This window comes from Pseudomonas anguilliseptica (assembly GCF_900105355.1).
GTDB lineage: Bacteria > Pseudomonadota > Gammaproteobacteria > Pseudomonadales > Pseudomonadaceae > Aquipseudomonas > Aquipseudomonas anguilliseptica.
Genome location: NZ_FNSC01000001.1, coordinates 3316859 through 3341380 on the forward strand (window position 1 = coordinate 3316859; position 24522 = coordinate 3341380).

The 24522-nt window shown below is 60.2% G+C and carries 34 protein-coding genes; 24 read left to right on the forward strand and 10 right to left on the reverse strand.

Annotated features, from left to right (window positions below; translation table 11 throughout):
* Position 1 precedes the first annotated feature (1 nt).
* The 7 genes from BLW24_RS16060 to BLW24_RS16090 all read right to left on the reverse strand — a co-directional run bounded on the left by BLW24_RS16060 (position 2) and on the right by BLW24_RS16090 (position 6010).
* Positions 2-628 (reverse strand): DUF3164 family protein, encoded by a 627-nt coding sequence (locus tag BLW24_RS16060; RefSeq protein WP_090383954.1) that lies wholly within the window; start codon positions 626-628, stop codon positions 2-4.
* 165 nt (positions 629-793) lie between these two features.
* Positions 794-1087, reverse strand: coding sequence for a hypothetical protein (locus BLW24_RS16065; protein ID WP_090383957.1), 294 nt, complete (start codon positions 1085-1087; stop codon positions 794-796).
* Between the two features lie 77 nt (positions 1088-1164).
* Positions 1165-2415, reverse strand: a complete 1251-nt coding sequence (locus BLW24_RS16070; protein ID WP_244161170.1) for an ExeA family protein — start codon at positions 2413-2415, stop codon at positions 1165-1167.
* A 9-nt stretch (positions 2416-2424) separates the two neighbouring features.
* Positions 2425-4200 carry a DDE-type integrase/transposase/recombinase gene (locus tag BLW24_RS16075; RefSeq protein WP_090383963.1) on the reverse strand — a complete coding sequence of 592 codons (1776 nt, stop codon included), beginning with the start codon at positions 4198-4200 and terminating at the stop codon, positions 2425-2427.
* A gap of 17 nt (positions 4201-4217) precedes the next feature.
* The gene (locus BLW24_RS16080) at positions 4218-5204 is read right to left on the reverse strand and encodes a hypothetical protein (RefSeq protein WP_244161171.1); all 987 of its coding nucleotides are present in this window, start codon (positions 5202-5204) and stop codon (positions 4218-4220) included.
* 12 nt (positions 5205-5216) lie between these two features.
* Positions 5217-5534 carry an IclR family transcriptional regulator gene (locus BLW24_RS16085; protein WP_090383970.1) on the reverse strand — a complete coding sequence of 106 codons (318 nt, stop codon included), beginning with the start codon at positions 5532-5534 and terminating at the stop codon, positions 5217-5219.
* Entirely contained in the window at positions 5531-6010 is a 480-nt protein-coding gene (locus BLW24_RS16090) for a hypothetical protein (protein ID WP_090383979.1), read from the reverse strand. The genes BLW24_RS16085 and BLW24_RS16090 overlap by 4 nt, the downstream gene beginning before the upstream one ends.
* A 126-nt stretch (positions 6011-6136) precedes the next feature.
* Here BLW24_RS16090 and BLW24_RS16095 point away from each other — a divergent pair, with 126 nt between their 5' ends.
* Positions 6137-6352 carry a hypothetical protein gene (locus BLW24_RS16095; RefSeq protein ID WP_090383982.1) on the forward strand — a complete coding sequence of 72 codons (216 nt, stop codon included), beginning with the start codon at positions 6137-6139 and terminating at the stop codon, positions 6350-6352.
* Between the two features lie 99 nt (positions 6353-6451).
* Here the strand turns inward: BLW24_RS16095 and BLW24_RS16100 are convergent, their stop codons facing one another.
* On the reverse strand, positions 6452-6685 hold the full coding sequence (locus tag BLW24_RS16100; RefSeq protein ID WP_090383985.1) for a DNA-binding protein: 234 nt from the start codon (positions 6683-6685) through the stop codon (positions 6452-6454).
* A gap of 148 nt (positions 6686-6833) precedes the next feature.
* Here BLW24_RS16100 and BLW24_RS16105 point away from each other — a divergent pair, with 148 nt between their 5' ends.
* On the forward strand, positions 6834-7214 hold the full coding sequence (locus BLW24_RS16105; protein WP_090383989.1) for a helix-turn-helix domain-containing protein: 381 nt from the start codon (positions 6834-6836) through the stop codon (positions 7212-7214).
* 10 nt (positions 7215-7224) lie between these two features.
* Positions 7225-7815 carry a hypothetical protein gene (locus tag BLW24_RS16110; protein WP_090383992.1) on the forward strand — a complete coding sequence of 197 codons (591 nt, stop codon included), beginning with the start codon at positions 7225-7227 and terminating at the stop codon, positions 7813-7815.
* Positions 7816-7854: 39 nt separating this feature from the next.
* On the opposite strand, the gene BLW24_RS16115 is transcribed toward BLW24_RS16110, so the two are convergent.
* The gene (locus tag BLW24_RS16115) at positions 7855-8883 is read right to left on the reverse strand and encodes an IS30 family transposase (RefSeq protein ID WP_090375993.1); all 1029 of its coding nucleotides are present in this window, start codon (positions 8881-8883) and stop codon (positions 7855-7857) included.
* A 65-nt stretch (positions 8884-8948) separates the two neighbouring features.
* Here BLW24_RS16115 and BLW24_RS16120 point away from each other — a divergent pair, with 65 nt between their 5' ends.
* The 12 genes from BLW24_RS16120 to BLW24_RS16180 all read left to right on the forward strand — a co-directional run bounded on the left by BLW24_RS16120 (position 8949) and on the right by BLW24_RS16180 (position 16886).
* Positions 8949-9461: a hypothetical protein gene (locus tag BLW24_RS16120; protein WP_090383996.1), complete on the forward strand. Its 513-nt coding sequence runs from the start codon at positions 8949-8951 to the stop codon at positions 9459-9461.
* A gap of 120 nt (positions 9462-9581) precedes the next feature.
* Positions 9582-10079 carry a structural protein gene (locus BLW24_RS16125; RefSeq protein WP_090383998.1) on the forward strand — a complete coding sequence of 166 codons (498 nt, stop codon included), beginning with the start codon at positions 9582-9584 and terminating at the stop codon, positions 10077-10079.
* Positions 10076-10294, forward strand: a complete 219-nt coding sequence (locus tag BLW24_RS16130) for a DUF7940 domain-containing protein (protein WP_090384001.1) — start codon at positions 10076-10078, stop codon at positions 10292-10294. The genes BLW24_RS16125 and BLW24_RS16130 overlap by 4 nt, the downstream gene beginning before the upstream one ends.
* A gap of 174 nt (positions 10295-10468) precedes the next feature.
* Complete coding sequence (locus BLW24_RS16140; protein WP_090384010.1) at positions 10469-11086, forward strand: lysis protein; 618 nt, start codon at positions 10469-10471, stop codon at positions 11084-11086.
* 6 nt (positions 11087-11092) lie between these two features.
* Positions 11093-11311: a TraR/DksA C4-type zinc finger protein gene (locus BLW24_RS16145; RefSeq protein ID WP_090384017.1), complete on the forward strand. Its 219-nt coding sequence runs from the start codon at positions 11093-11095 to the stop codon at positions 11309-11311.
* On the forward strand, positions 11308-11619 hold the full coding sequence (locus BLW24_RS16150; RefSeq protein WP_090384024.1) for a DUF2730 domain-containing protein: 312 nt from the start codon (positions 11308-11310) through the stop codon (positions 11617-11619). The genes BLW24_RS16145 and BLW24_RS16150 overlap by 4 nt, the downstream gene beginning before the upstream one ends.
* Positions 11616-11909: a VpaChn25_0724 family phage protein gene (locus BLW24_RS16155; protein ID WP_090384028.1), complete on the forward strand. Its 294-nt coding sequence runs from the start codon at positions 11616-11618 to the stop codon at positions 11907-11909. The genes BLW24_RS16150 and BLW24_RS16155 overlap by 4 nt, the downstream gene beginning before the upstream one ends.
* A gap of 2 nt (positions 11910-11911) precedes the next feature.
* Positions 11912-12460: a phage protein Gp27 family protein gene (locus tag BLW24_RS16160; protein ID WP_090384033.1), complete on the forward strand. Its 549-nt coding sequence runs from the start codon at positions 11912-11914 to the stop codon at positions 12458-12460.
* Positions 12457-14076, forward strand: a complete 1620-nt coding sequence (locus BLW24_RS16165) for a hypothetical protein (protein ID WP_090384039.1) — start codon at positions 12457-12459, stop codon at positions 14074-14076. The genes BLW24_RS16160 and BLW24_RS16165 overlap by 4 nt, the downstream gene beginning before the upstream one ends.
* The gene (locus tag BLW24_RS16170) at positions 14073-15578 is read left to right on the forward strand and encodes a phage portal protein family protein (RefSeq protein WP_090384044.1); all 1506 of its coding nucleotides are present in this window, start codon (positions 14073-14075) and stop codon (positions 15576-15578) included. The genes BLW24_RS16165 and BLW24_RS16170 overlap by 4 nt, the downstream gene beginning before the upstream one ends.
* 1 nt (position 15579) lies before the next feature.
* Positions 15580-16407, forward strand: a complete 828-nt coding sequence (locus tag BLW24_RS16175; RefSeq protein WP_090384048.1) for a phage head morphogenesis protein — start codon at positions 15580-15582, stop codon at positions 16405-16407.
* Positions 16404-16886 carry a phage virion morphogenesis protein gene (locus tag BLW24_RS16180; protein ID WP_090384056.1) on the forward strand — a complete coding sequence of 161 codons (483 nt, stop codon included), beginning with the start codon at positions 16404-16406 and terminating at the stop codon, positions 16884-16886. The genes BLW24_RS16175 and BLW24_RS16180 overlap by 4 nt, the downstream gene beginning before the upstream one ends.
* A gap of 122 nt (positions 16887-17008) precedes the next feature.
* Here the strand turns inward: BLW24_RS16180 and BLW24_RS16185 are convergent, their stop codons facing one another.
* Positions 17009-18307, reverse strand: coding sequence for an RES family NAD+ phosphorylase (locus BLW24_RS16185; protein ID WP_139272681.1), 1299 nt, complete (start codon positions 18305-18307; stop codon positions 17009-17011).
* A gap of 148 nt (positions 18308-18455) precedes the next feature.
* Between BLW24_RS16185 and BLW24_RS16190 the strand changes: the two genes are divergently transcribed.
* The 9 genes from BLW24_RS16190 to BLW24_RS16230 all read left to right on the forward strand — a co-directional run bounded on the left by BLW24_RS16190 (position 18456) and on the right by BLW24_RS16230 (position 24475).
* Positions 18456-19568, forward strand: coding sequence for a phage protease (locus BLW24_RS16190; protein WP_090387768.1), 1113 nt, complete (start codon positions 18456-18458; stop codon positions 19566-19568).
* Positions 19569-19577: 9 nt separating this feature from the next.
* Positions 19578-20510 carry a major capsid protein gene (locus BLW24_RS16195; RefSeq protein ID WP_090384062.1) on the forward strand — a complete coding sequence of 311 codons (933 nt, stop codon included), beginning with the start codon at positions 19578-19580 and terminating at the stop codon, positions 20508-20510.
* A gap of 233 nt (positions 20511-20743) precedes the next feature.
* Positions 20744-21091, forward strand: coding sequence for a hypothetical protein (locus BLW24_RS25645; RefSeq protein ID WP_139272682.1), 348 nt, complete (start codon positions 20744-20746; stop codon positions 21089-21091).
* Positions 21088-21384 (forward strand): capsid cement protein, encoded by a 297-nt coding sequence (locus BLW24_RS16205; RefSeq protein ID WP_090384071.1) that lies wholly within the window; start codon positions 21088-21090, stop codon positions 21382-21384. The genes BLW24_RS25645 and BLW24_RS16205 overlap by 4 nt, the downstream gene beginning before the upstream one ends.
* Before the next feature lie 7 nt (positions 21385-21391).
* Positions 21392-21823 carry a gp436 family protein gene (locus BLW24_RS16210; RefSeq protein WP_090384074.1) on the forward strand — a complete coding sequence of 144 codons (432 nt, stop codon included), beginning with the start codon at positions 21392-21394 and terminating at the stop codon, positions 21821-21823.
* A complete protein-coding gene (locus tag BLW24_RS16215; protein WP_090384078.1) occupies positions 21823-22311 on the forward strand; it encodes a Gp37 family protein in 489 nt (162 codons plus the stop codon). Before BLW24_RS16210 ends, BLW24_RS16215 begins: the two co-directional genes overlap by 1 nt.
* Positions 22308-22523 carry a hypothetical protein gene (locus tag BLW24_RS16220; RefSeq protein ID WP_090384086.1) on the forward strand — a complete coding sequence of 72 codons (216 nt, stop codon included), beginning with the start codon at positions 22308-22310 and terminating at the stop codon, positions 22521-22523. The genes BLW24_RS16215 and BLW24_RS16220 overlap by 4 nt, the downstream gene beginning before the upstream one ends.
* Positions 22523-23950, forward strand: coding sequence for a phage tail sheath subtilisin-like domain-containing protein (locus BLW24_RS16225; protein WP_090384092.1), 1428 nt, complete (start codon positions 22523-22525; stop codon positions 23948-23950). The genes BLW24_RS16220 and BLW24_RS16225 overlap by 1 nt, the downstream gene beginning before the upstream one ends.
* The gene (locus tag BLW24_RS16230; protein WP_090384095.1) at positions 23951-24475 is read left to right on the forward strand and encodes a phage major tail tube protein; all 525 of its coding nucleotides are present in this window, start codon (positions 23951-23953) and stop codon (positions 24473-24475) included.
* Positions 24476-24522 lie beyond the last annotated feature (47 nt).

Genomic DNA, 24522 nt, shown 5'->3' on the forward strand with positions numbered 1-24522 from the left:
GTCACACCGCCGCGATGTTGAGGTTGATGGGGTCGTAACGTTCGGTGTCCCCGACACGTTGGTAGACGCGGATGTAGATGGCGGTACCGTTGACCTGGATGGAGTCCTTCAGGGCCTCCATAGCGAGCTTCCAGTCGGGATCGTCGATCTCGATACGCAGCAGGCTGAGCACGTCGCCGGTTTTGATCTGGCCCTGTTTGTTGGCACGGAATGCACGATCAACCAGCACCCGCAGATGCTGATCGGCACCCTCGCTCCATTTGCGGATGCAGCGGTCGATCAGCTCCTTGGCAGCGAGGATCTCCTCGGTGAAGGTCAGGCGCTCGGCCATCTGCCGTTCGACCTTAAAGCGACCGTCATAGGTGGTGATCGATGCATTGCCCTTCTTGCCACCGATGGTCACGCCGTAGCGCTCATGCGAGATAGCGATCAGATCGTCGATATCGGCCAAGGCTTTCTTCTTGAAATCGACCAGCAGCGTATTGATGCTCAGGGCCATTCCCGAGAGTTCCAGTGCAACCTGGTCACGCAGTTTGTCGTGCTCACGCACCTGGTGCTCCGGCACCAAGTGCCCGGCACCGTTACGCACATAGCCGGCCGGTACCGGCGTTTGGTTGGTGTTAGCCATGTTTCGGCTCCTCGACTGGAGTGAAGGTTTTGCAGGCGCAACGCGGGCAGACGTTGTCGGAGCGCCAATGTTCTTTCGGGTGGGGGCGTTGACGCAGCTCCGCATGGGCACCAACCCAGCGGCAGCGGCGGCATTTCAGAAGTTCAGCCATTGCGCTGGGACTGCTCACTTGTCCTGCTCCTTCAGCGGCGTAAACCAAACCACGTCGATTTGGCGGATCGTCACCACGTTCCGCACTTTGTGATCGCCAGCCCGTGAGCGTTGTGCACGTACTTCATGGGCAAAACGGCGGGCCATGGTTTCCACGCTGTCGGCGTGGATGAAAATCTTGTTATCCAGAAGCGCCAGAGCCTCGATGCGCATCTCCGCTTCACGCATGTCGCGCACAAGGCCATTGAATGCTTTGAGCTGCGAAGCAAAACTCGGCGTCAACACTGTTGGTGCAGTGAGTTGATCCATCTCCTTTGAGGGGATGCTGTGTGCCCCCCGATACTCACTCTGAGGCGTAAGGCCTGTGAAAGGATGGTTCATCATGTTCACACCTCATCTGAGCGCAGGGAGGCCACGACCAGCTCGCCGGTAACCTTGGTTTCATGGAGTTTCAGCGCCAGGTTCATTGCGCCGGAGACCAGGTTGTTCACCGCCAGCGGGTAGCACAGCGACACGGTCTTCACCTCGCGCGCAGCACCGCGCCCACCGCTCTGGCTCATGCGCAGGCGATTGCGGATTTCCTCAAAGGCCGATGGCTCGAAGATCGCGTCAGAGTCCACCGAGGCGCGGGCAAACTTGTGTTTGAGGTACGCCTCGATGTGGTTGTCGAGCGGCTTGAGGCGTACCAGCTCGCAGCGCTGCACCACCTCGCGCACTGCAGGGTTGTACTCGCTCAGCTTGTCGCCCAGCTCGGTCTGGCCGATCAAGATGATCGACAGCAGTTTCTTGAAACCGGCCTGCAGTTCGTAGAAGCGTTTGAGGTGTTTCAGCGTGACGATGGGTAGGTCGTGGGCTTCTTCAATAATGATCACGTGCTTGCGTCCGGCCTGGGCGCTGGCCAGCAACAGTTCGTGCATCTGCCGCGAACGGTCTTCAAAGGAGCGCCTCGGCTTTACGCTCGGGTCGATGCAGCGAATGATCGCGGCAGTGATATCCAGGGACTTGAGCGTCTTTCCCTTGACGTTGTCGTCTGAGCTGCCCAGCACGTAGGGCTCGATCAGGGTGATCGGTTCGTGGTTGGTGATCACCCACTCGGCCAGATCCTGGCGCAGGGTACTTTTGCCCGAGCCGGACTCGCCAACCACCGCGAGCATGCCGCCATGCTTGGCCGTTTGGCGGATGGCCTGGCGCACGTAGCGAATATCGTCAGAGAGGAATACATCCTCCTCGCTCTGCATCTCGTCCGTGAACGGGTCGCAAGGCAGTCGGAAGTGTTCCTTGGCCTGACGGGTCAGCGTGTTTTTTCGTAGTAGCATGTAGTCGCTCTCTTTGCTGTTGGCATTGTTGAGTGCTGCCGATGCGGTGCGGCCCGCCAAGACTTGTGCCGCATCGGCTTCTTCCATGACGAACAGATCCTTGATGTCGTCGTCATTTGCTCCGCGTGAGAACAGCAGCGAAGTGATCTTTCGCTCCAGAGCTGTTCTCTCCATGGTTTTTGGCCACAGGTCGTGATTGACCAGTTGGGCCATGGTTGATTGGCTGATGCATTGGCCATCTGCCTTCTCAATGGCCTCGGCCATCTCCCGCTGGGAGACCCCGAGGCGCCACATAACGCGCTTCAACTTCATCATCTGCATGACGTGCTCCTATACGGCCCGCAGGCCCCCAGTGTTAGTGGCCGGGGCAACCGCTGCCGGCCGAGTGAACTGTTCGATCAAGGCGCTGACCTGGTCTTCAGGCACGCCTTCCTTAAAGGTGTTACGTAGCCAGGTGTTCTCCTGGGCGGTGAGGTTGCGACCGATGGCTTCGGCGATACGCAGCATCGCCTGCATGGCCGAGAGCTTTGGCGCATCGGTACGCAGGTGTTCTGGCGTTTCGATGGTGGTGCCCTGGCGCTGCAGGTAAGCCGGGTGCTCGATCTGCTTGAGGTGACTGTGCGCATCCAGCGAGCCGCCGAACGGGGTGACCTGCTTCGAGCGCGCCTGCTTGGCGTTCTGGTCCGGGTAGGCCAGTTCGTCCATAACCTTGGCTGCTTTCTCGATGGCGGTTTCTGGCAGGGACTTGTATTCCTGGCCCGGTACCGCCGCATCCAGGCGCTGGCCAAACTGGTCGTAACCACGGATCGGCTCGACGCGGTAGGTCAGCATCTCGCCGTCATAGCGCGGTGCTTCGATCTGAATGGCGCAGTCGCCATACACCAGGGCACGCACACTGACCTTGGACTTGACGGTGATGCCATCGAGGCCGCGCAGGTCGTACTGCATCGAACGCTCGGCATCGACGTGCTTGAAGCTGATGCACATATCAGCGCCGACAGTCCGCTCGACTTCGCGGCTGGTCATCAGGGCGCGGCATACCTCAACGCTGGGCAGCAGACGCAGCTGCTCGGCGCGGATCAGTTGCCAGAGGTCATAACGCGCAACCGGCTCGGCCAGGCCGGCGCGGCGCAGGCGAGTGTCCTGGCCGGCAATCAGGTTGGCGTTGTACGCCTCAGCCCAGGCGTGGGCAGCGGCATTCAGGTGGGCGATATCGTCAACCGGCTCGAAGCGCAGGCGGCTCTCGAACTGGGTTTCGACGATGTTGTTGCCGCCCTCGACGCCACCCTTGGCGCGAGCGTTACCGGCTTCGTGTACGAGTGGTTCAACTTCCAGATGCTTGAGCAGGTTCTTGATCGCGCTGCTGGTGTTCGCCGAGCCTTTGTCCCACAACATGAACAGCGGTACGCCGTGCAGCAGTTTCCCCTCGGTCTTGCCCCAGGCGTACATCAGAAAGTCGAACAGGCTGTGCTGGTTTTCGCCCGCCGCTTCGCAGTACCACACCACCAGCGCGCCGCTGGCGCGGTCGTACATCACGTAACGCCAGACCTTCAGCTTCACCTTGGCGTAGTTGTCCAGCTTGTTCTTGTAGAACTCGCTGTCACGCATGATGTGTTGCTTGCCCTTGAGGTAGTACACCAGGCACAGCGAGGGGTCGACCTGGTGCAGGTAGTTCGGGTACAGGGCGCGTAGCGCTTGCACCAGGCTGACGTTACGCTGCGAGCCTACGTCCAGGCTGCGGGCGCGGATCAAGCGGTTAAGCTGACCATTGCTGACGCCCAGGTTGATGCCGTTCTGCTCCAGAATGCTACGGGCCGTGGGTGTGAACAGCGTTTGTTTGCCGTTCTCCCGCACACCTTCACGCTGAGCGGCACCGAGCATCTGCAGGGCATCGTCAGCCACGCTGGTGGTGCCTTTGTCCGAGCGGGTCTTGCGACCAGCCGTCCAGCCGCACGCGGCCTTGAGCTGGCGGTAGATGGTCGCAGGCGACCAGTCGAGGAACTCCTGGGCGGCAGCCATAAGTGCGCCGCGCTCACCATGCCCGGTGGCATCCAGCTTGCGCGCGAGGTCACCGAGGTAGTCCCGAATATCAGGCGTCAATGCCATGTCTGCCGCTCCGTTCATTACTCGCCCACTTGCAGCAGGTGCTGCCGGGCCTGGGCCAGATCGGCACCGAAGCGGTTCTGCAGATCGTTCAAGGCACCCGCCACCAGGTGCGCGGTGCGCTGGATGGCATCCTCCAGGTGCATCAACACCGTTACGGCCGCAGGCGGCAGCGTGACCGGTGCCTCGGGGTCGTAGTCAGGGCTGGAGGTCAGCTCCTTGGTCAGCCAGGCATCCAGGGCATCAGTCGCCTGCAGGTGGCGCGCGAGGGCTTCATCGATCAGGCACTGGCGCTGGGTGATCTCTTCCTTCAGCGGCGCAATGCGTTCATCCCACGGGATGGTGCGTAGCTGGTTGCGCTCCAGTTCCAGTTTGGTGTCACGCAGCTTTTTGCTGGTGTCTGCCTCGAGTTTGGAAAGGGCATCCATTTCTCGGCTGCTGTCATCGACCTTCTTGATTAGCTCGGCTTTCTCGGCGGCGTGCTTGGCGATGATTTCCTCGGCCAGGTCGATAAAGGCGTCCTTATCACCGGTCTTCGCGACCTCGATCAAGGCGGCTTGCTGATCCTCCGGCAGGCGGCGGTATTGGCGCATCTCGCGGTAGCCGATGCCCATGCGGGACATAGAATCCAGAGCCTCCTCGCCGAAGGTGCGGAGATTATTGATGTCCTCATTGACCTTCGGCGCGGACGTACCGAGCAAGCCGCAAAACTCCTCCCAAGTCCCGCTCAAACCGCGACCGTCGCGGTCGTGCATTCCAGCCAGGCCCCGGTAAAGCTTGTTTTCCTTCACATACGCCATCTTTGAAACCGCGACCGTCGCGGTGAACTTACCGATTGCATCAGCCATCTGTGCTTGACCAAGCAGCTGGTTTACGAGGTCACGCTCGTCCTGCATGCCTTGGGCAATCGTACCGAGCATACCCAGGGCGCTGGCTTCTTCCTGGAAGGCTTCCTGGTTGATCTCGGGCATGGGTTGAATCTCCGGGGTGGTCGGTTTGCGGGCCATGTCTGGTCTCTCTTAGTTGGGGTTACGGGTGAAGCGCTGGCGGCGTTCATCCAGGTCGCGTTGGGCTCGTTGCAGTGCGCTATCGAAGGCAAAAGCCACCTGCACCAAGCGCGGGCCGAGCTGCCAGCGCTTGTCGTCGTGGGTGTTGCGTTCGGCCAGGCCGGCCGTGCGCAGGTTTTCCAGGGCGCGCAGAGCGTTGCTCTCGGTGCAGTCAGCAGCGGTGGCCACCTCCTTCAGCAGCATTCCGCGGAACTCATTACCGGCCAGGGCCAGCAGCACGCGCAGCACACGCTGCACCTGCTCGGAGGTGTATTTGTCTTCGCTGCTCATGGCTTCTCTCCAAGTTCAAGTTGCGGCTGGGCGTGCTGCTGCACGTTGCCTCGGTGCCAAGCCAGCTCCTCAAGGCCGGCCTGGATGGCAGCCAGGGTGGCGCTGGCTTCGGCGTTGTCCGAATAGAAGCCCATCAGTTGGCCAGCAGCTTCATGGAGGGTGGTCTGCAAGGTCTGAATGTCGTGGGCGCTGGTGGTGCGCCCGGTTGGCACATCGATCAGCAACTTGCCACCGCTGCCGGCCAGCCAACGGGTGACCAGATTGATGCCGCAGGCTTGCTCATAGGCCGGGATCAGCACAGCCGGCATGCGGCCGTTGGCGATCCACTTGTAGAGCGTCCAGTGGTCATCCAGACCCATCAGCGCAGCGATGCGCTCGATGCTGAAGTTGAAGCGCTCCTTGGCGTGCTGCTGGCACAGCTTGAGTGCGTCGCGCAGCGAGATCGGTTGAGCGCGTTTCCATTGTGCTGGGGTCATTGGAAGTCCCTCCGCTGATGTGCTGGAACGCCTTCCAAACAAAGGCCGGGTTTGCGCATTGGCAATGGCCTTGTGCCGTGCACAATTGAATGAGGTAAATTGACTGGCAGAACAGGTACTATCGCGATGAACGAACAAGAGCGGCTCGACAGGCAAGGCGGCAACTTGGCGGCTCTAGAAGGGGCTTTTGCCCTGCTGGTGGGGCACTTGACCAAGACCGGAGCGGTAAACAAAACGGCGCTCATTGCTGATCTCCAGCGGCTGTCGGAGCTGCCAGGGAAAGATCAAGAAACGGTGACGGCTGAGCTGCGCTTGCTGCGCATGATTCGCCAGGTGCACTGAGAGTGATGCCTCTCGGTTGCTTACCGTTGGCCAGCAGACACTCTTGTTGCATCTGACCCAGGTACTGGATGGTTTGATCGCAGAGGTTCATGGCGGGCCTCAAGCAACAAAGCGGCTTTCAAGCGCGGTAGCTGGGTCTTTGCAGATCTCGCCGTTCTTGAGGCCGAGCTTGATGGCGATCTCGTGAGCCTGGCCACGGACGCACTTTTTGCGGCCACCCAGCACCTCGAAAACGAGGTTGGGCGAGAACTTGTTGGCGATTGCCCATTGGGTAATCGAGATGCCCTTAGCCTTCAGCTCGGCGCGGGCTTGATCGGGGGTACGTAGCTCCATGATGGAACTCCTTGTGAGGGGTTCTGGCGCCTGTATCGGTGCCGCTTAAGTTGCCGTTCGTGGTGGGACGGTGTGAATTGAGTATGAGAACTTTAATTCTCTTTTTCAAGGGGTTTATGTGACCTTTAGTTCTCTTTCTTGCGTTCGGATGCAGGAAGAACGCAAGCGCTTAAAGCTCAAGCAGATAGAAGTCGCTGCTAAATGTGGTGTTTCCAGGGAGGTTTGGGGCCGCTACGAGAGGGGCATTGCTGTGCCTGGCGGTGAGGTTCTGTACGCCTTTGCGAATCTTGGGGCAGACGCTCAATACATCCTCACGGGCGAGCGGCGGTGCCAGCAGAAGTGCCCGGATATACCGACAGATGAGCAATTGCTGCTCGACAGCTATCGCGGGCTCAGTGCAACCAAGAAAAAGCAGCTACTCGCATCCCTGCTGACAGGTGATGTAGCGAAGAAACCAGCTAAGAGTGGCGGTGGCGTTGTGGTCACAGGCTCGGGAAATAAGACAGCAGGTAGGGACTATCACGAGTAAGGAGCAGTTCGTGAGTGGCAATGACGTTGAAGTAAGTGGTGAGCAGAACAGAGTTGCTGGGCGGGACTTCATCGAGATCAACCTTGGCGGTAGGCCGGATGAGCGTGCTTTGTTGCCTGCACAGCGTAAGGAGTTACACCAGTTGCGCGCCCAGTGCGAAGAGCTGGGCGATGACCCTAGAGCTGTCTGGCGAGAGATTCACACCCAGCTCAGCGTGACCGGCCTGGATGAAGTTACAGCCGCCCAGTTCGTTCAGGCCCGTGGGGTTATCCAGGCACGCCTTGAGCGTCTCCAGGAGGAGGCCGACAAGAAGCGGCTGACCGAGAAGATTGATCAAATTGCAGCTGAGAAAGGTGCCTACCAGGAGCTGAACAACTTCTGTGAGCTGAGCTTCGGGCGCACCCAACTCAGCCTGCTCAAGCGAGCTGAGTTGCCTAAGGCCCTGGAATTCATCCAGCAGTTCGAGGCAAAGCCAGCTGAGCCAAGCGCAGCCCCGCATGCGGCTGCGAAGTTAGAGCTGAGAGAGTTTCTGATCACCTACCACTGGAACGCAGCGGGACTATTTGTATTTGGGCTGCTGGTTGGCGGCTTCTGGTTCTGAATCAAAGGAGGGCGGTTGCAGGAGCTGAGTGCAACACGGTTATTGAATTGACGCTGGCGCATCATGCCGCATAGCCATGGCTTCTTGCATTACTTCGCTCATGACTTCGATCGGGCACTTGAAGTCGAAGCGCTTACGCGGCCGCATATTCAGTTGCAGTGCAATGGCATCCAACTGTTCTTGGCTGTGTCCCGACAAGTCTGTGCCCTTGGGCAGGTACTGGCGAATGAGGCCGTTGATGTTTTCGTTGCTGCCGCGCTGCCAGGGGCTGTGTGGGTCGCAGAAGTAGATCGCTATGCCGGTTCTCTGGGTGATCTCGGCGTGCCGCGCCATCTCCCGGCCCTGGTCGTAGGTCATGCTCTTACGCATCGCCAGCGGCATACGATTGAGTGCGGCGCTGAAACCTTCCATCGCCGAGGTCGCCGTCGCATCGTTCATCTTGATCAGCATCAGGTAGCCACTGGTGCGTTCTACCAAGGTGCCGACCGACGAGGCGTTGGCCTTGCCCTTGATAAGGTCGCCCTCCCAGTGGCCCGGCATCAGGCGGTCTTCAATCTCCGGCGGGCGCACGTGAATACTGACCAGCTCCGGGAGCTGGCCACGTCGATCCACGCCGCCAGAGCGCGGCCTGCGCGTCGTCTTGCTTTGGCGCAGGCAGATAATCAGCTCCTTGCGCAGCTCGCCGACCGGCAAGGCATAGATCGCGGTATAGATCGTCTCGCGACAGACGTAGGCATCTCTGAGGCTGGGTATGTTCATGCTGCGCAGCTTGCCGGCAATCTGCTCGGGAGACAAACGCTCACGCAGCATATGGGTCACCAACTCGAAGCGTTCACTACCGGGCAGCAGCTTTCGCTTGGGCCGGCAGACTTGGCGCCGGGCTCTCATCTGCTGCTGCGCCGCACGGGCCGAGTAACGACCGCAGACCTCTCGATTACGGCGCAACTCGCGACTGATAGTCGAGGGGGATCGGTTGATCAGGTGGGCAATCTTGCGCAGGCTAAAGCCTTGGGCATGACCGATTTGAATAGTGGCGCGCTCTTCAACGCTGAGTTCGGAATAAGACATAGGGGCAGCACCGTATCGGAAAGATCAGGTGTTGCACTCAGTTTTTGCCGCCGCCGAGTATCAATATGAAAAAATGGATCATCGCTTTCACTGCCATTGCCCTCGCGGGCTGTGGTGAAGAACCACCAAAAACGCTCAATGAAATCAGCAAAAGCGTTGTGGACGTATCAACGCTCAAGCTAGAGGGTGCTGAGGCGCTTGTCTTCGGGCTGAAGCCTGACTTTGGTTACGACAATTCCACCTACTTCTTCATGGCCACTGAAGAGGCAAACCGCATCCTACCGAAGCTGGTGAAGTACTTCCCCGATCAGAAACCTGACCAGGTGGTGTTTACCCTCAATTCAACACTGGTTGATAAGTACGGAAACGAAAGTAAGGCCCCCGTCATACAGCTTGCCTTCAACATGACGGACATCCAAAAGATCAACTACGAGAAAGGGCAGTTCACTAGTTGGGATCTACTCGGGTTGAGCAACATCGAGTTCCTGCATCCAGCAGGCGCAAGCATCGTGCGCGAATACTGCGCGGGTGAAAATAACGCTGAATATGCAGCAGCCTTTTGCAGCCGCTTCATCTGATTAGGTCGGCCGGTTCTCTTTAAACCGGATTAAAAGCCCTCCTGCCGCACGCCGCCGATTATGGCGGCGTGTTCGTTTCTGGCGCTCGGTTTTCCTGAGCGCCCAGCAGCAGGAGGCGCTATGCGACCTGAAACCCCTCGCGGTATCCGCAATTACAACCCTGGCAATATCGACCGTGTGGCAGGTGTGCGCTGGCAGGGCCAGGCGACTGACCAGAGTGCCGATCCACGCTTCGTCGTGTTCAACGGCCCACGCTGGGGTGTCCGTGCTATCGCGCGGGTTCTGATCACTTACCAAGATAAGCGCCGTGCAAAAGATGGCAGCCGCATCGACACCGTGCGTGAGTTCATCGAGCGCTGGGCTCCAGCCGTGGAAAACGACACCAGCGCCTATGCCAAGGCGGTAGCCAGCGCACTGGGCATTGGCCCAGACGATGAGCGTGTGGACGTTTACCGCTACGAAACCATGCGCACACTGGTGCTGGCCATCATCCGCCACGAAAACGGCCCCGGCCCACTGCCGGGCGGTGCTTGGTATGGCGAGTCAATCATCGTTGATGGCCTGGCCTTGGCCGGCATCGTGCCTGGTGTGCAGCACGGCAAAGCGGTGGCGGCATGAAGTTGATTGCCGAGTGGCGTCGTTGCCACACCTTCTACAGCGTACAGCTCGCGGCGCTGATCGCCCTGTTTGGCTTCCTGCAGGTCACGCTGCTGCCGATCTGGCAGGCGCAACTGTCCCCAACTGCCTACGCCACCCTCAATAGCGTGCTGGCCGGCTTGCTGTTTATCGCCCGCCTGGTCAAGCAGGGGCCGGAAGAGGAGTCGCCGCAATGATGCGCTGCCTGTTCGGCCGCCTCCTGGTGGCCATCGCCGATCTGCTGCCAAGGCCCTGGATGTCCAGTGTCCGTTATCTGCAGGAGTGGCCCCAGGTGCGGCCCGGCAAGACGGGCATTTCAGCTGCTCGTCGCGCAGCCCGAAAGGCCCGCAACACACGCAGAGGCCACCGTCATGCTTGAGCGCCTGAGTACACCACTACCGTCCGGTTTCACCTTGGCGCTGCTGGCCTGCCTTATGAGCGGCGCAGCTGCTGCTGGCATCGCCTATGGCTTCGGCTACCGCTATGCCGATGCGCAAGGCACCGCACGTTTAGAGCGCCTGGAGCGCCGTTATGCCGAGCAGGCCAAGCAGGCCAAGCAGGCCGCCGAGGACAACCTGCTGCGTTACAGCCAGCAGGTTGTCCGCGCCAATGAAACCGAGGCGCTGCTGATGGCAACGCTGGATCGCTTCACCACCGAAGCCAAACAGATCGAGGAGCGCATCCCGCATGTCACCACCGTCTACCGGCCGGCACCTGCTGCCGAGCCTGTTGCTATCCCTCATTGCGTGTTCACTGCTGGCTGGTTGCGCGACTACAACCTCGCCCTCGGTGTGCCCGCCCCAGGAACAGGCACCGCTGCCACCCACGCTGCGCAAGCGGCCTGGCCAGCCCCCGGCGCTGACACCGAACTATTGGAAAGCGGCGTCACCCCGGCCGACATCCTGGCTCACGCCAAGGACTATGGAAGATGGGCCAGCGCTCTACACGCCCAGCTCAATGCTCTGCTCGATCTCCAGAAAAAGGACTGACACCACATGGATGTAGCTGACCTCGCGCAAGACAACGACTTCACCGAAGCCGCACTGCGTGCTCACCAGTCCGGCCTGCAGCGCCGCTCTGGTTTATCCGCCTACCGCTGCGATGAATGTGGCGATGCCATCGACGAGCGCCGCCGCCAGGCGGAGCCCGGTACCGAGCATTGCACCGAGTGCAAAGACACATTGGAACGGCTGCATAAGCGAGGCTTGCGATGAACTTTGAACAACTCAACTTCGGCTTCGGTGCCGTGCAATGGCTGATCACCGTGGCCATCGGTGTGTACTCCTGGTTTATGAGCCGTCAGGCAGCCAGCGCCCAGGAGTTGCTGGAACTGCGGACGCGCATTGTGGCCCTGGAGGAACAGGCCCGCCATCTGCCCAGCCAGACAGCAATCACCGGCCTGCTGGTCAGCCTGGAGGCTGTTCGCAGTGATCTGTCCGGGATGAGAAACACGATTGGTGGCGTGCAACGCTCCGTCGAGAACATCAACGCATACCTGCTACAGGAGAAGACGCGAGCATGAGCCAATACGCCGAATACCTGCGCCAGGACATTCGCCTGGTGATCCTCCGTCTGCTGGTTGAAATGACGGCCTACCGCGCCAACAGCTCAGTACTGACCATGGCCCTGGACAGCTATGGCCACACCCTCAGCCGCGACCAGGTCAAAACCGAACTGAGCTGGCTGGCCGAGCAGAATGCCTTGACGCTTGAGGACGTTGGCCCGGTGCTGGTCGCCACCCTCACCGAGCGCGGTCAGGATATTGCCGCAGGCCGCGCTCGCGTGCCGGGCATCAAGCGGCCGGGGGCCTGACCATGGCTGGCAAGTCATCCATCACCCGCCTTCCGCCGATGGTCAAGGCGTACATCCAGAAGCTGCTGCGCGAAGACCGCATGACGCTGGATGACATGCTGGCCGATATCCAGTCGCGCTTCCCCAATGAAAAGGCCCCCAGCCGCAGTGCCTTGGGGCGGTTCAAGCAGGGCTTTGAAGAACTGACGGAGAAAGTTAGAAACCAGCGGGAGATGGCTGAAGCCTTCGTCGGTGCCTTTGGCGAGGACGCCTCCGACAAAACCGGCGTGCTCCTGGTCGAAGCCATCTCAACGCTGACCTACCAGGCGGCCATGGGTGCGCATGAAAAGGACGAAGTAACCATCGCTGAGGTATCAGCCCTGGCTCGCGCCGCCAAGGCCACCATGGAAGCCCGCACGATGAGCGTGAAGGAGCGCCAGACTATCGAGAAAGCAGCCCGCGAGCGGTTGCTCCAGGAGCAGGCGGCCGAGCTGGATAAGACCGTCCAGGCCGGGGGCATGGATGAGGCGACAGCCGAGTTCTGGAAGAAGAAATTCCTGGGGGTTGCATGACCACCCCGGCGATCAAGCCATCCACCAGCACCCTGCGCGTCGTCGAGTGGGACGAGCTGCCGGTCTCTGTTCGCCAGATCCCCGAGGGCTACAACCCGATTGCCGATGGCATCCTCATGGCGCACCAGGTCGACTGGCTGCGGATCGAGGCGCAGATCAAGCTCTGCGAGAAAGGCCGGCGTACCGGCATCACCTTCGCCGAAGCCCTGGACTCAGTGATCACCGCCGCATCGCGCAAGAGCGCTGGCGGCATGGACGTGTTCTATGTAGGTGACACCAAGGAAAAGGGCCTGGAGTTCATTGGCTACTGCGCCAAGTTCAGCCGGGTCATTGCCGAGGCCCAAGCCTCGGGTGTCAGCCAGATCGAAGAGTTCCTGTTTGAGGATCAGGACGACAGCGGCAACACCCGCCAGATCAACGCCTACCGCATCCGCTACGCCAGCGGCTTCAAGATCGTCGCGCTGTCCAGCAACCCGGCCAACCTTCGTGGCCTGCAGGGCAAGGTGATCCTGGACGAAGCCGCCTTTCACCGTGACGTGTCCGCCGTGCTTGATGCTGCGACCGCGTTGCTGATCTGGGGCGGCCGCATCGTCATCATCAGCTCGCACAACGGCAAGTCGAATGCCTTCAACCAGATGGCCACCGACATCCGCGAGGGACGTTACGGCGATGACGCCAAGGTCTACAAGGCCACCTTCGATGACGCGGTAGCGAACGGGCTGTATGAGCGGGTCTGCCTCATGAAAGGTGAGGTCCCCACGCTCGAAGGCAAGGAAGCCTGGTACAAGAAAATCCGCAACGCCTACGGCCCGCGCAAGGCGCAGATGCGCGAGGAACTGGATGCCATCCCGCGTGATGGCGGCGGCGTGTGCATCCCTGGTGTCTGGATTGAAGACGCCATGCGCGCCGGTCGCCCGGTGCTGCGCCTGGCGCTCGATGACGACTTCACCAAGCAGTCAGTCAGTCGACGCGATGCCTATGTCGAAGAGTGGATCGAGCGCCACGTTGCGCCGCTGATCAAGCAGCTTAATCCGAGCCTGCGCCACTACTACGGCCATGACTATGCCCGTCACCGTGACTTCTCCATTGGTGCACCCATGTCGGTCGATCAGGCCCGCCACCGTGACGTGCCCTTCGTAGTTGAGATGCACAAGGTGCCGGCCCGCCAGCAGAAACTGGTGATCTTCTACATCCTGCGCAATCTGCCTCGGTTTGCCGGGGCTGCTCTCGACGCCTCCGGTAACGGTGAGACCCTGGCTGAAGATACGGCCGATGAGTTCGGCCATGACCGCATTCACCAGGTGAAGCTGTCCCGCTCTTGGTACGGAGCCTGGATGCCCAAGTTCGTCGGGCTGTTCGAGGACGGCACCATCACCATCCCGAAAGACGACAACCTGCAACAGGACATCCGAGGTATCGAAACGGTCGACGGGATTCCGATGATCACCAAGACCCGCGCGAAAGACCTCAAAGATCCTGACCTGCATCGCCACGGCGACTTCGCAGGGGCTGGCGTTCTCGCCAACTTCGCCACGCTGGAGTCGCCCTCGGGCCCAGTCACCGTCAAATCCCGTCGCCCACGTCAGGGCCTTCGCATTACCCAGGGGTACGCATGAGCAGCAAAGGTTTGTGGGTCAGCCCCACTGAGTTCGTTCGCTTCGGTGAGCCCCAGCGTGAAAAGGGTCTCACCGAACATATCGCCACCCGCAGCCGCAGCTTCGATGCTCAGGCGCTGGGCATGTACCTGCCAAACCCTGACCCGATACTCAAGGCTCAGGGCAAAGACATCACCGTCTACCGCGATCTGCGCAGTCAGGCGCTAGTCGGCGGCAACATTCGCCGGCGTAAGTCGTCGGTGTTGGCTCTTGAGCGAGACCTCAAACGCGGTGATGCACCCGTGCGGGTCGAGCGTTTCATCCGCGACTGGCTGACCGACCTGGATCTCGACCGCATCATCCGCGAGATGCTCAATGCTCCGCTGTTCGGCTTTCAGCCTATCGAGCTGATGTGGCGTCCGCTTGGCCTGCACGTTGTGCCGGAGGATCTGCTGGGCAAACCCGCCGAGTGGTTCCTTTACGACCAGGAGAACCGCCTGCGCTTTCGTGCCCGTGATGCGGGCATAGCGGGTGAAATGTGCAGTCCGGAGCGTTTTGTGGTGGCGCGCCAGGACGCCACCTATGACAACCCCTATGGCTTTCCCGACCTGTCCATGTGTTTCTGGCCAGTGGTGTTCATGAAGGGTGGCCTGAAGTTCTGGGTGCAGTTCACCGAGAAGTACGGTTCGCCCTGGGTCATTGGCAAACACCCGCGCGGAGCCACCTCTACCGAGACCGACCTGTTGCTGGATGGGCTGGAAGCCTTGGTGCAGGACGCAGTAGCCGCAATCCCCAACGACTCCAGCGTCGACATCATTGAAGCTGCAGGCAAGGCTGGCAGCGCGGAGGTCTATCGCGAGCTGCTGGTGTACTGCCGCAGCGAGATCAACGTCGGCTTGCTGGGCCAGAACCAAACCACCGAGGCCAACAGCAACCGGGCCAGCGCCACGGCCGGACTGGAAGTCACCAAGGATATCCGCGACGGCGATAAGGGCATTGTTACTGCCACCATCAACGCCGCTATTCGCCTAGTGGTCGACCTCAACTTCGGCGAGAACGTGGCCGCTCCGGTGTATGAGCTGTGGGAGCAGGAGGAGATCGACAAGACGCTCGCCGAGCGCGACAAGGATCTGACTACTGCAGGCGTCAAGTTCACCCCGGCTTACTGGAAACGTACATACAACCTGGAGGACGGCGATATCGTTGAGGCGGCTCAGCCCGAACTGCCTGCATCACCCGCGTTTGCCGAGTCATCCGTAGTGCGCCCGGTACTTGATCAGGTTGCCCTCGACCAGGCCATCGCTGGCATCACCGCCGAGCAGCTGCAGGAGCAAGCCGAACAGGCCTTGTTGCCCGTGATCGAAGCCCTGCAACAAGGCCGCGATGACACTGAAGTACTCGGCCTGCTGGCCGAGATCAGCCCAGGCCTGGATGCAACAGCCTTGCAGGAAAACCTGGCGCGATTGATGTTCATAGCGGACACCTGGGGCCGTCTGAGTGCAGCAGCGGATCGGGAAGACTGATATGACCACGGCAAAGCAGGTCAACCCGGCCGACCTCAAGGCCATCTTCGGCATGGAGCCCAAGGCTGCCGTTGAGTACCTCACGGGCAAGGGCTACGCCATCACCTGGAACTGGCAAGAGATGCTCGACCAGGCACACGACCGCAGCTTCACCGTAGCCAAGGCCATGCGCCTCGATCTGCTGTCCGATATCCGCGCCGCCCTGGAAACGGCATTGCAGGATGGGCAAACCCTCAAGCAGTTCATCACTAACCTGCAGCCAGTGCTGGAAGCCCAGGGCTGGTGGGGCAAACAGGTGATCGTCGACAGCCAGGGTAGTGCCGAGCTGGTTCAGTTGGGCAGCCCGCGTCGGCTCAAGACCATCTACCAGACCAACCTGCAGAGCAGCTACATGGCCGGGCGCAAGGCAGCCATGGAGGAAACCGCCGACACCCATCCCTATTGGCGCTATATCGCGATCCTGGATGGCAAGACGCGCCCCAGCCACCGGGCAATGAATGGTGAGGTGTACCGCCATGACGACCCAATCTGGCTGGCGATCTATCCGCCCAACGGCTTCAACTGCCGCTGCCGTGTGGTTGCCTTGAGCGCCGCAGCGGTCAAGCGCCGAGGCCTGCGCATCGTCAACAGCGATGGCACCCTGAGCCGTGAGGTGGTCGAGATCGGTATGGACAAACGTACTGGCGAGATCCGTACAGCCGAAGTTGCGGTGGTACGCACCACCAACTCCGATGGTAAACCGCTGGTCTTCCGGGTCGATCCTGGCTTTAACCATGCACCTGGTGAAGGTCTTGCAGCTGCACTCAAACGCAAGGAGCAAGCCGCATGATCAGCATCGAGCTGGAACACAGTCGCCTGCAGGAAACCCTGCGCCGTGTCGAATGGGCAGTCGGCGACCTGGCACCGTTGATGCGTGGCATCGCCGCCGAGTTGGCATCGGTCACCGAGGAGAACTTCGAGAACGAAGGCCAGGGCAGCAACGATTGGCCAGATCTGTCCGAGGTGACTACCAGCCGTCGCGAGAAGACCGGCAACTGGCCTGGGCAAATGCTCCAGGTCAGTGCCGCTGGCTTGGCCGCATCGGTTACCACTCAGGCAACTGATAGCAGTGCTCTGGTCGGAAGCAACAAACCCTATGCCGCGATGATGCACTTCGGCGGCGACAAATCTGACTTCCCCCACCTGTGGGGTGATATCCCGTCGCGCCCGTACCTGCCGATGGATACCGAGGGCAAGCTGCAGCCCGAAGCCGAGGAAGCCATCCTCGATCTAGCCATCACACACATCGAAAAAGCCGCCCGCCTGTAACGCCCGCAGAAGCCGTGCAACGGACTAGCTGCGCCGGCTCACCCTCCTGAACAGTAGAAATCGCTGTAAAGGCTTTATAAAGCCGTGTGGAAGCGTTGAAACCTAGAATGCGAGAGGGCTATTCAGTCCCACTCATCATCCTCGTCGTAGAGGGTGTCATATCTAGCCAAGTCAATTTCCTTAAGTGTCAGTGGCGGTGCGACATACGTTAATCCCTGCACTTGGTGGACTCGCACTGACTCTTCTACGAATTCAATTCTTACTTGGTCTGACGGCTCCAAATCTGAAAGCTCTGGAGGGTGAAGAACTCGCAAGGTTGTGAGTGGAGTTGGATTAGCCACAACGTGGGAGAACAGAACAACGTTTAGACCATCTTTGAATTGTGCCGATGAGAAGATCACCCCATCTATCGGAGGCTCATGTAGGGTCGCCAAAAACTCGGCGAGAATTTGCGTCGAGAGGTACTCATGTTCCTGGCCTGGCAACACAGGGATGCTCACCTTCTTATGTAGGCCCCGAAGGAACTCTCTACGCTCCAGGCGCTGGGTGACACCTGGTTTAAAATAGCTCCAAGTCTCAGTTTCCAAAGCACGCTCCAGCGCTTTGAAATCTAAGAGTCGAACACCCTTCGTCAACCTGAATTCACCGCTGATGACCCTGCCGCCAACTGGTGGGCGCAATTCAGCGATGCAAGTATCTCGCTCGAAAGCACCATAGAACACAGGGACGCCATGAGGGTTCATACGCCCCGCATTAACGATCTCTTTGGGAGCAGCTCCGAGTTCCTTTGGTGGATTGAACAAAATCGCCTCGTACTCTTTATTCGAATCACATCGGCGTGCTCTGAAAATCGGAGGGTGCTCGGCAGGCGAAAGCGTTCGAACCACACTGTTTCCCAGTTCGCCGCTGCTTGCAATTGAGTCCATATCCTTGAACAGCCATTGCAAATACTGCTTAGCGCTATCGTTGAAGAAGCGCCGGCCGTGCATCAAGTCCTGCCGGAACGCTCCCCAATTGGTCTCCGCTACGATTGGCCGAACCCGTCTGCCAACATAGTTAATTTCATCGCTATAGCGCGGCTCATCTCCACCATAGGCACTGCCCAGTTCAGAGCAGACCGCTTGGACAACGGGGTCGATGTTATCCGCGAGCAATACTTCCCCGACTATGTACTCAAGCGATTCCCCCCGTTGATGGTAATCAGGCCTGTCGCTATCGCTATTCCTCCAGCGGGGAACCCACCCACCAGGTACATAGTGCTCGTCCAGTATGTCTGCCACCTGCTCAGCAAGACTCGCTACTGATATTGATTTGCGGCGTTTGTTGCAGAAAGAGCACTCGATACTTGAGCCATTTTTTTTGATCTGTCTCTGAAGCGTCTGGTCCTCTACGCACCCGTAGCACACTACTTCCTCATCCATAGCTACCTCGCCATCCTTTTTGGAGGCCTGGGTGGTCACCTCAGGCTTTGATGTTGCATCGTATTACACTCTTTAAACCCGATTAAAAGTCCTGAGCCATCCATCGGCCCAGGCTGTGCGCATGTTCCACCACCACAGCGCGCAGCCGATGAAACCACTCCATATCTTCAAGCCGGGGAAGCACACCGCGATGAGCGGTGACAGCTTCAACTTCAGCGAGACCGACCTGGCCGCCACCGTGCGTGCCTACGACCCGGCCCTGCACGAAGCGCCTTTGGTGATCGGACACCCCAAGCACGACGCGCCAGCTGCGGGCTGGGTTAAGTCGCTGCAGGCGAATGCCGAAGGGCTGATCGCAGAGCCACAGCAGGTCGACCCGGCCTTCGCCGAGCAGGTCGGCAAGGGTTCCTACAAGAAAATATCCGCCTCCTTCTATCACCCGGATGCGCCGAACAACCCGGTGCCCGGCGTGTACTACCTGCGTCATGTCGGCTTCCTCGGGGCCCAGCCTCCAGCGGTGAAGGGACTGCGCGCCATTGAGTTGGCCGATGGCGAGGAAGGCGTTGTCGAGTTTGGCGACTTTGGCCATGAGTCGAGCGCCAGCCTGTGGCGCAAGTTTCGCGAATTTCTGATTGCCCAATTCGGCGCTGAAACCGCCGACCAGGTCACCCCCGCTTGGCAGATCGACAGCATCTCCGAAGCCGCTCGCCGCGATGACCTCCGCCTACCTGCATTCAGCGACCCCGTCACCCAGTCACCCGTCACCGAGGAACCCACCGTGAACCCAGAAGAAATTGCCGCTTTGCAGGCGGAAAACATCCGTCTCAAAGCTCAGGCCAAGCAGCACCAGGACACGCAACGTGAACAGGCGCTGGCAATCACTCACACCGCCAACGTGGCTTTCGCCGAGCAGCTGGTCGGCGAAGGCAAGCTGCTGCCCAAACACGCCGAAGCGCTGATTGCCACTTTGGACTTTGCCGGGGCAGGTGATGCGCCGCTGGAGTTTGGCGAAGGCGATCAACGCAAGCCTGTAGCCGATGGTCTCAAGGCGATCTTCGGCGACCTGCCGAAACAGATCAGCTTTGCCGAACAGGCCGACAAGAAACGCCATGAAGGCGGCCAGTTGACCGCTGCCGAGTTGGATTTCGCTGACGTCGAGACCGACCCGGATCGTTTGAATCTTCACGCCCGCGCTAGCCAGTTGGCCAGCGAGAAGAACATTCCCTATGAGTCGGCCGTCCGCCAACTCATCAACCAGTAAGGAGCCGTCATGGCAGATCGTCTGAAGCAACTGCGGGTCGTTGACCCAGTACTGACCAGCCTGGCGCGTGGCTACCGTAACGCCCAGTTCATCGGCGAGGGTCTGTTCCCCATCGCCTTCATGGACACAGAGGCCGGCATTATCCCGATCTTCGGCAAGGAAGCCTTCGTGGTGTACGACACCGAACGGGCGATTCGTGCCCAGTCCAACGTCATGGTGCCGGGTGACGACAACACCCTCGATGTAGTACTGCGCGAGCATGACCTGGCATATCCGGTTGACTACCGCGAGAAGGCTGAATCGATGTTCGATGCTGAGCGCCGCGCCTCCAAGCGTGTGGTGGATGGCATTGACCTGCGCCGTGAGGTGGCCTGCGCCAACCTCGCGCAGAATCCTGCGACCTATCTGGCAGGTGCCAAGGTTGCCTTGGCCGGTGCCAGCCAATGGAGCAACGGTGGCGGTGACCCGGTTGCGGCGGTCGAAGCAGGCAAGGAAGTGATCCGCTCGCGCATCGGCATTCGCCCCAACACCATCACCATGGGCGCGTCGGTGTACGCCAGCCTGAAGTTCCACCCGAAGCTGTGCGCAGCCCTGGGCGCGGATGAGGAAAAGCTCATCACCATCGCGCACCTGAAAATGCTGTTCGGCGTTGAAGACATCTACATCGGCGAAGCCCTGGCTGCACCGCACGGTAAAGCTGCGACCTCGGACATCTGGGCGGACAACTTGACCCTGGCATATGTGGCCAAGCCGGCCAGCGGTGAGTCAGCCGATCACGAAACCCCGAGCTTCGGTTACACCCTGCGTCGCAAGGGCATGCCTGAGATCGACGCCTATCCAGGTTCGGGCGGCAAGGTGCGCTACGTGCGTAACACCGACATCTATAAGCCGGTGGTTGTGGGCGCAGATGCCGGTTACCTGATCTCCGACATCAACGGCTGAGGTGGCTTATGTCCAGGAAGAAGGCCACTCCGGCTACCTCAGCGCCTGCAGCTACTGCTGCAGTGCCCACTGAGGCAGCAGCGAGCACAACTGTTCTGCCAACCACAGCCGCGACCGCTGATGTGGCAGCGCCTGCAGGCGGTGCAGAGACCACCACCGACACGCCGCCTGAAGGGGCGGCGGACGCAGGCCAAGCCGAAGCGGCAGCTGCTGCCGCGCCAGTCGACGAGGTTGTGATTTCTACCACCGCGTTGCCTGACGCGGACTCAGCCGCTACCGGCCCAACAGATTCTGTTGATACCGCTGGCGATGCAGCAGCCATCACCGTCACGCCGCCTGAGGGTTCGCTGGCCGCTGGCCAAGACGCTGCAGTTGCTCCTGCAGGTGACGCGGCCAGTTCCACTGTTCTGCCAAGTAGTGACCCAGCACCCACCACAACCTACCGAGTCGTAGGTCTCGACCTGATGATCGACGGGAAGCTGATTCCTGAAAACGGCACGGTAGAGCTGGACTACGAGCCAAGTGCGAAAACCCTTCGCCGCTTGGAGCCAGTCATCAAGAAAAAGGAAGGCAACCAATGAAAGCTCAAAACGTAGTCCTGATTACTTCAGTTATTGCCGTCACTGCGCTGATTCGTCAGCGCTTTATTGGCCTCAACGGCGGCACCTGCGCAGCGGGGGCCAAGGCACTCGGCGTGGCTGAATATGATTCGGATGCCGGTAATGCCGCCCCGGCCAACGTCCTGGGCGTGATCTTGGTCGAGGCTGGTGCGCCAGTTGCGGCAATGGCTGAGGTGCAGTCCGATGCCAACGGCTACGCCCTGGATGCCGCTGTGGCCGATGGCGACCTCATCCGCATCGTTCGCGGTATCTGAGGTCGCCATGCGCTACTGCACACGCGCCGATATCGGCAAGGCGATTCCTCCGAGCACGCTGCTGCAGCTCTCCAACGATGACCCGGCAGCAGAGCTGCCGGATGAGTCGGTGATCGAGGACTGCGTCCGCTCGGCTGAGGAACTGGTCGATGGCTACATGCGTGGCCGCTACACCTTGCCATTTGATCCGGTGCCGACCGTGCTGCGTGACGCAGTTGTCAGCCTGGTTCGTTATGCGCTGTACAGCCGCCGCCCTGAAACCGACTTGCCGGATACGGTCAAGGACGACCGCCGCAACACCATCAAGCTTCTGGAGACGATCCGTGATGGCGTGGTGACCCTGGGCATGCCCTCCGGTCAGGCCACGCCTGAACCGGGCGAGATCCGCGTACGTGGGCGTCAGCAGGTATTCAGTGACGACAAGTGGAGCGGCTACTAATGAGCCAGACCCTGGTGATTCTCGACGCGCTGGTTGCCCGCCTGCAGGAGTACTTCGGCAAACAGTTGTCGGTTGAGCTGTTCCCGGAGAGCCCCAAAAACTACCGCCTAAACCATCCGGTTGGGGCGGTGCTGGTGGCCTTTGGAAGCTCCAAGTTTGGCGGTAGCGATGCCGTCGACTCAGTGTTCCTGGAGCGCAACCTGGTGCTGCCTTTGACCTTGGTGTTCAAGCAGCTCAACGGGGCGAAGGGTGTGATCGGCTACCTCGACCAGGTGCGCGACTGTTTGAGTGGCTGGAGGCCGCCGCACTGCGACCTCTCCATGGTGCCGGTTGATGAGGTGTTTATCGGCCAGGTCAACGGTGTGTGGCAATACACCCAGCGCTTTGCCACCCGTGCAACTCAGATCCAGTCGCCGACCATCACTACCTTCCGAGATTCCCAGCTCGGCGGCCAACTGCAACCACCATCGTTTGAGGCAACCCCATGAAGAAGACCCGCTACCGCTATTCCGGCCCGCAGAGCGCTGTATCGCTGCGCGTGGGCAAGGCTGGCGAGCTGCTGGATGTCCAGCTGCTGCCAGGCCAGCCCGTTGATCTGCCACCCGAGCATGAATACACCCAGGTACTGCTGGCCCTGAATCACCTGGAGCCGTTGGCGGAAGACGCCGCTCCGGCCGAGAAGAAAGGAGAGAAAGCGTAATGGCTGCCAACTATCTACACGGCATTGAAACCCTGGAAGTCGAGCGCGGGCCGCGTGCCATTCGCGTGGTCAAGTCTGCGGTGATCGCGCTGATCGGTACTGCGCCGGTTGGGCCGGTGAACAGTCTGACGTTGTCGCTGAATGATCGCGATGGTGCCCAGTTTGGCCCCGAGCTGCCTGGCTTCAGCATTCCGCTGGCACTGGCCGGCATTTACGACTTCGGTGCGGGTACCGTCATCGTGGTCAACGTCCTCGACCCGGTGATCCACCGCACGGACGTTGTGGCCCAGGCTCGCCAGTTCGGCAACAACGACCGCCTGAAGCTCGGTCATGGTGCCCTGCAGGTGCTGACGCTCAAGTCGAATGACGGCAACACCACCTATCAGCTCAACACCGACTACACCTGCGACATGCTCACTGGTGAGGTGGTGCGCAAGGCTGGTGGCAACATCCTGGCGAATGCCCAGGTCAAGGCTGACTACACCTATGCCGACCCGAGCAAAGTTACCCCGGCTGACATCATTGGCGCGGTGACCATCGCAGGCCTGCGCACCGGCCTCAAAGCTTTCCCTGATAGCTACAACCTGTTTGGCTTCTTCCCCAAGCTGTTCATCGCGCCTGGCTTCTCGACCCTCAACGCAGTCAGCGTGGAGCTGATCGCTGCTGCTGAGCAGATGGGCGGCGTGGCTTACATCGATGCACCTATCGGCATCACACCACAACAGGTACTGGCTGGCCGTGGCCCACTCGGCAGCATCAACTTCAACACCAGCAGTGACCGGGTGCGTCTGTGCTACCCACACGTCAAGGTGTACGACGCAGCCAGCAATGGTGAGCGCCTGGAGCCGCTGTCGATTCGCGCGGCTGGCCTGCGGGCCAGGGTGGACTATGACAAGGGCTACTGGTGGAGCAGCTCCAACCAGGAGCTGGTCGGCGTGATCGGCCTGGAGCGTCCGTTGACTGCTCGCGTGGATGATCCGGATAGCGAGGTCAACCTTCTCAACGAGGCTGGCATCACCACGGTGTTCAACAGCTTCGGTACCGGCCTGCGGCTGTGGGGTAACCGCACGGCGGCCTGGCCGACCGTGACCCACATGCGCAATTTCGAGAACGTGCGTCGCACCAAGGACATCGTCGACGAGTCGATCCGCTACAGCTCGCTGCAGTTCGTTGACATGCCAGTCACCGAATCGCTGCTCGATAGCGTCACGGAAAGCGTCAACCAGTTCTTCCGCAAGCTAATCGGTGACAACGCGCTGCTGGGTGGTGAGTGCTGGTTTGACCCGACGCGCAACCCGCAGACCGAGCTTGAGCAGGGGCATGTGCTGTTCAACTACAAACTAACGGTACCGCTACCATTCGAGCGCGGCACCTTCGAAACCGAGATCACCGGGGAATACCTGGTCACTCTGCAGGGGACCGCATAAATGGCAGGCGTAAACGCACATCGCATCACCAACGCCAACCTGTACCTGGATGGGCAGGACTTCTTCGGCAAGGCCGAGGAGATCGAGTTGGGCAGCATCAAGGCGGTCATGTCCGACTTCCAGGGCCTGGGCATGGTCGGCCTGATCGAGCTGCCGGATGGCCTCGACAAGCTGGAAGGCAAGATCGTCTGGAACAGCCTGTACAAGGAAGCTGGTAGCAAGCTCGCCAGCCCGTTCAGGACAGTGCAGCTGCAGTGCCTCAGCAACGTCCAGGTGTTCAACAACGGTGGCCTGGTGGACGAGGTTCCGCTGGTCACCATGATGACCATCATGCCCAAGGAGTACGCCCTGGGCAGCTTCAAGCCGCGTGATCCATCGAAGTTCGAGACACCGTTCACGGCGATCTACGCGCGCCAGTTGCTGAACGGCGAAGAGGTGCTGCTCTTGGATTACATGGCCAACATCTTCCGCGTTAACGGCGAGGATCAGCTGGCCAAGTATCGGCGCAATATCGGTCAGGCATAGTTGTAACGGATGGGCACGGATGCCCAGGACACGGAAGTCAGAAGCCC

Excerpts from the sequence above, each read along its gene's own strand:
- BLW24_RS16060 (WP_090383954.1), bottom strand. The coding sequence starts at position 628 with ATGGCTAACACCAACCAAACGCCGGTACCGGCCGGCTATGTGCGTAAC.
- BLW24_RS16065 (WP_090383957.1), bottom strand. The coding sequence starts at position 1,087 with ATGGATCAACTCACTGCACCAACAGTGTTGACGCCGAGTTTTGCTTCG.
- BLW24_RS16070 (WP_244161170.1), bottom strand. The coding sequence starts at position 2,415 with ATGCAGATGATGAAGTTGAAGCGCGTTATGTGGCGCCTCGGGGTCTCC.
- BLW24_RS16075 (WP_090383963.1), bottom strand. The coding sequence starts at position 4,200 with ATGGCATTGACGCCTGATATTCGGGACTACCTCGGTGACCTCGCGCGC.
- BLW24_RS16080 (WP_244161171.1), bottom strand. The coding sequence starts at position 5,204 with ATGGCCCGCAAACCGACCACCCCGGAGATTCAACCCATGCCCGAGATC.
- BLW24_RS16085 (WP_090383970.1), bottom strand. The coding sequence starts at position 5,534 with ATGAGCAGCGAAGACAAATACACCTCCGAGCAGGTGCAGCGTGTGCTG.
- BLW24_RS16090 (WP_090383979.1), bottom strand. The coding sequence starts at position 6,010 with ATGACCCCAGCACAATGGAAACGCGCTCAACCGATCTCGCTGCGCGAC.
- BLW24_RS16095 (WP_090383982.1), top strand. The coding sequence starts at position 6,137 with ATGAACGAACAAGAGCGGCTCGACAGGCAAGGCGGCAACTTGGCGGCT.
- BLW24_RS16100 (WP_090383985.1), bottom strand. The coding sequence starts at position 6,685 with ATGGAGCTACGTACCCCCGATCAAGCCCGCGCCGAGCTGAAGGCTAAG.
- BLW24_RS16105 (WP_090383989.1), top strand. The coding sequence starts at position 6,834 with ATGCAGGAAGAACGCAAGCGCTTAAAGCTCAAGCAGATAGAAGTCGCT.
- BLW24_RS16115 (WP_090375993.1), bottom strand. The coding sequence starts at position 8,883 with ATGTCTTATTCCGAACTCAGCGTTGAAGAGCGCGCCACTATTCAAATC.
- BLW24_RS16120 (WP_090383996.1), top strand. The coding sequence starts at position 8,949 with ATGAAAAAATGGATCATCGCTTTCACTGCCATTGCCCTCGCGGGCTGT.
- BLW24_RS16125 (WP_090383998.1), top strand. The coding sequence starts at position 9,582 with ATGCGACCTGAAACCCCTCGCGGTATCCGCAATTACAACCCTGGCAAT.
- BLW24_RS16130 (WP_090384001.1), top strand. The coding sequence starts at position 10,076 with ATGAAGTTGATTGCCGAGTGGCGTCGTTGCCACACCTTCTACAGCGTA.
- BLW24_RS16140 (WP_090384010.1), top strand. The coding sequence starts at position 10,469 with ATGCTTGAGCGCCTGAGTACACCACTACCGTCCGGTTTCACCTTGGCG.
- BLW24_RS16145 (WP_090384017.1), top strand. The coding sequence starts at position 11,093 with ATGGATGTAGCTGACCTCGCGCAAGACAACGACTTCACCGAAGCCGCA.
- BLW24_RS16150 (WP_090384024.1), top strand. The coding sequence starts at position 11,308 with ATGAACTTTGAACAACTCAACTTCGGCTTCGGTGCCGTGCAATGGCTG.
- BLW24_RS16155 (WP_090384028.1), top strand. The coding sequence starts at position 11,616 with ATGAGCCAATACGCCGAATACCTGCGCCAGGACATTCGCCTGGTGATC.
- BLW24_RS16160 (WP_090384033.1), top strand. The coding sequence starts at position 11,912 with ATGGCTGGCAAGTCATCCATCACCCGCCTTCCGCCGATGGTCAAGGCG.
- BLW24_RS16165 (WP_090384039.1), top strand. The coding sequence starts at position 12,457 with ATGACCACCCCGGCGATCAAGCCATCCACCAGCACCCTGCGCGTCGTC.
- BLW24_RS16170 (WP_090384044.1), top strand. The coding sequence starts at position 14,073 with ATGAGCAGCAAAGGTTTGTGGGTCAGCCCCACTGAGTTCGTTCGCTTC.
- BLW24_RS16175 (WP_090384048.1), top strand. The coding sequence starts at position 15,580 with ATGACCACGGCAAAGCAGGTCAACCCGGCCGACCTCAAGGCCATCTTC.
- BLW24_RS16180 (WP_090384056.1), top strand. The coding sequence starts at position 16,404 with ATGATCAGCATCGAGCTGGAACACAGTCGCCTGCAGGAAACCCTGCGC.
- BLW24_RS16185 (WP_139272681.1), bottom strand. The coding sequence starts at position 18,307 with ATGGATGAGGAAGTAGTGTGCTACGGGTGCGTAGAGGACCAGACGCTT.
- BLW24_RS16190 (WP_090387768.1), top strand. The coding sequence starts at position 18,456 with ATGAAACCACTCCATATCTTCAAGCCGGGGAAGCACACCGCGATGAGC.
- BLW24_RS16195 (WP_090384062.1), top strand. The coding sequence starts at position 19,578 with ATGGCAGATCGTCTGAAGCAACTGCGGGTCGTTGACCCAGTACTGACC.
- BLW24_RS16205 (WP_090384071.1), top strand. The coding sequence starts at position 21,088 with ATGAAAGCTCAAAACGTAGTCCTGATTACTTCAGTTATTGCCGTCACT.
- BLW24_RS16210 (WP_090384074.1), top strand. The coding sequence starts at position 21,392 with ATGCGCTACTGCACACGCGCCGATATCGGCAAGGCGATTCCTCCGAGC.
- BLW24_RS16215 (WP_090384078.1), top strand. The coding sequence starts at position 21,823 with ATGAGCCAGACCCTGGTGATTCTCGACGCGCTGGTTGCCCGCCTGCAG.
- BLW24_RS16220 (WP_090384086.1), top strand. The coding sequence starts at position 22,308 with ATGAAGAAGACCCGCTACCGCTATTCCGGCCCGCAGAGCGCTGTATCG.
- BLW24_RS16225 (WP_090384092.1), top strand. The coding sequence starts at position 22,523 with ATGGCTGCCAACTATCTACACGGCATTGAAACCCTGGAAGTCGAGCGC.
- BLW24_RS16230 (WP_090384095.1), top strand. The coding sequence starts at position 23,951 with ATGGCAGGCGTAAACGCACATCGCATCACCAACGCCAACCTGTACCTG.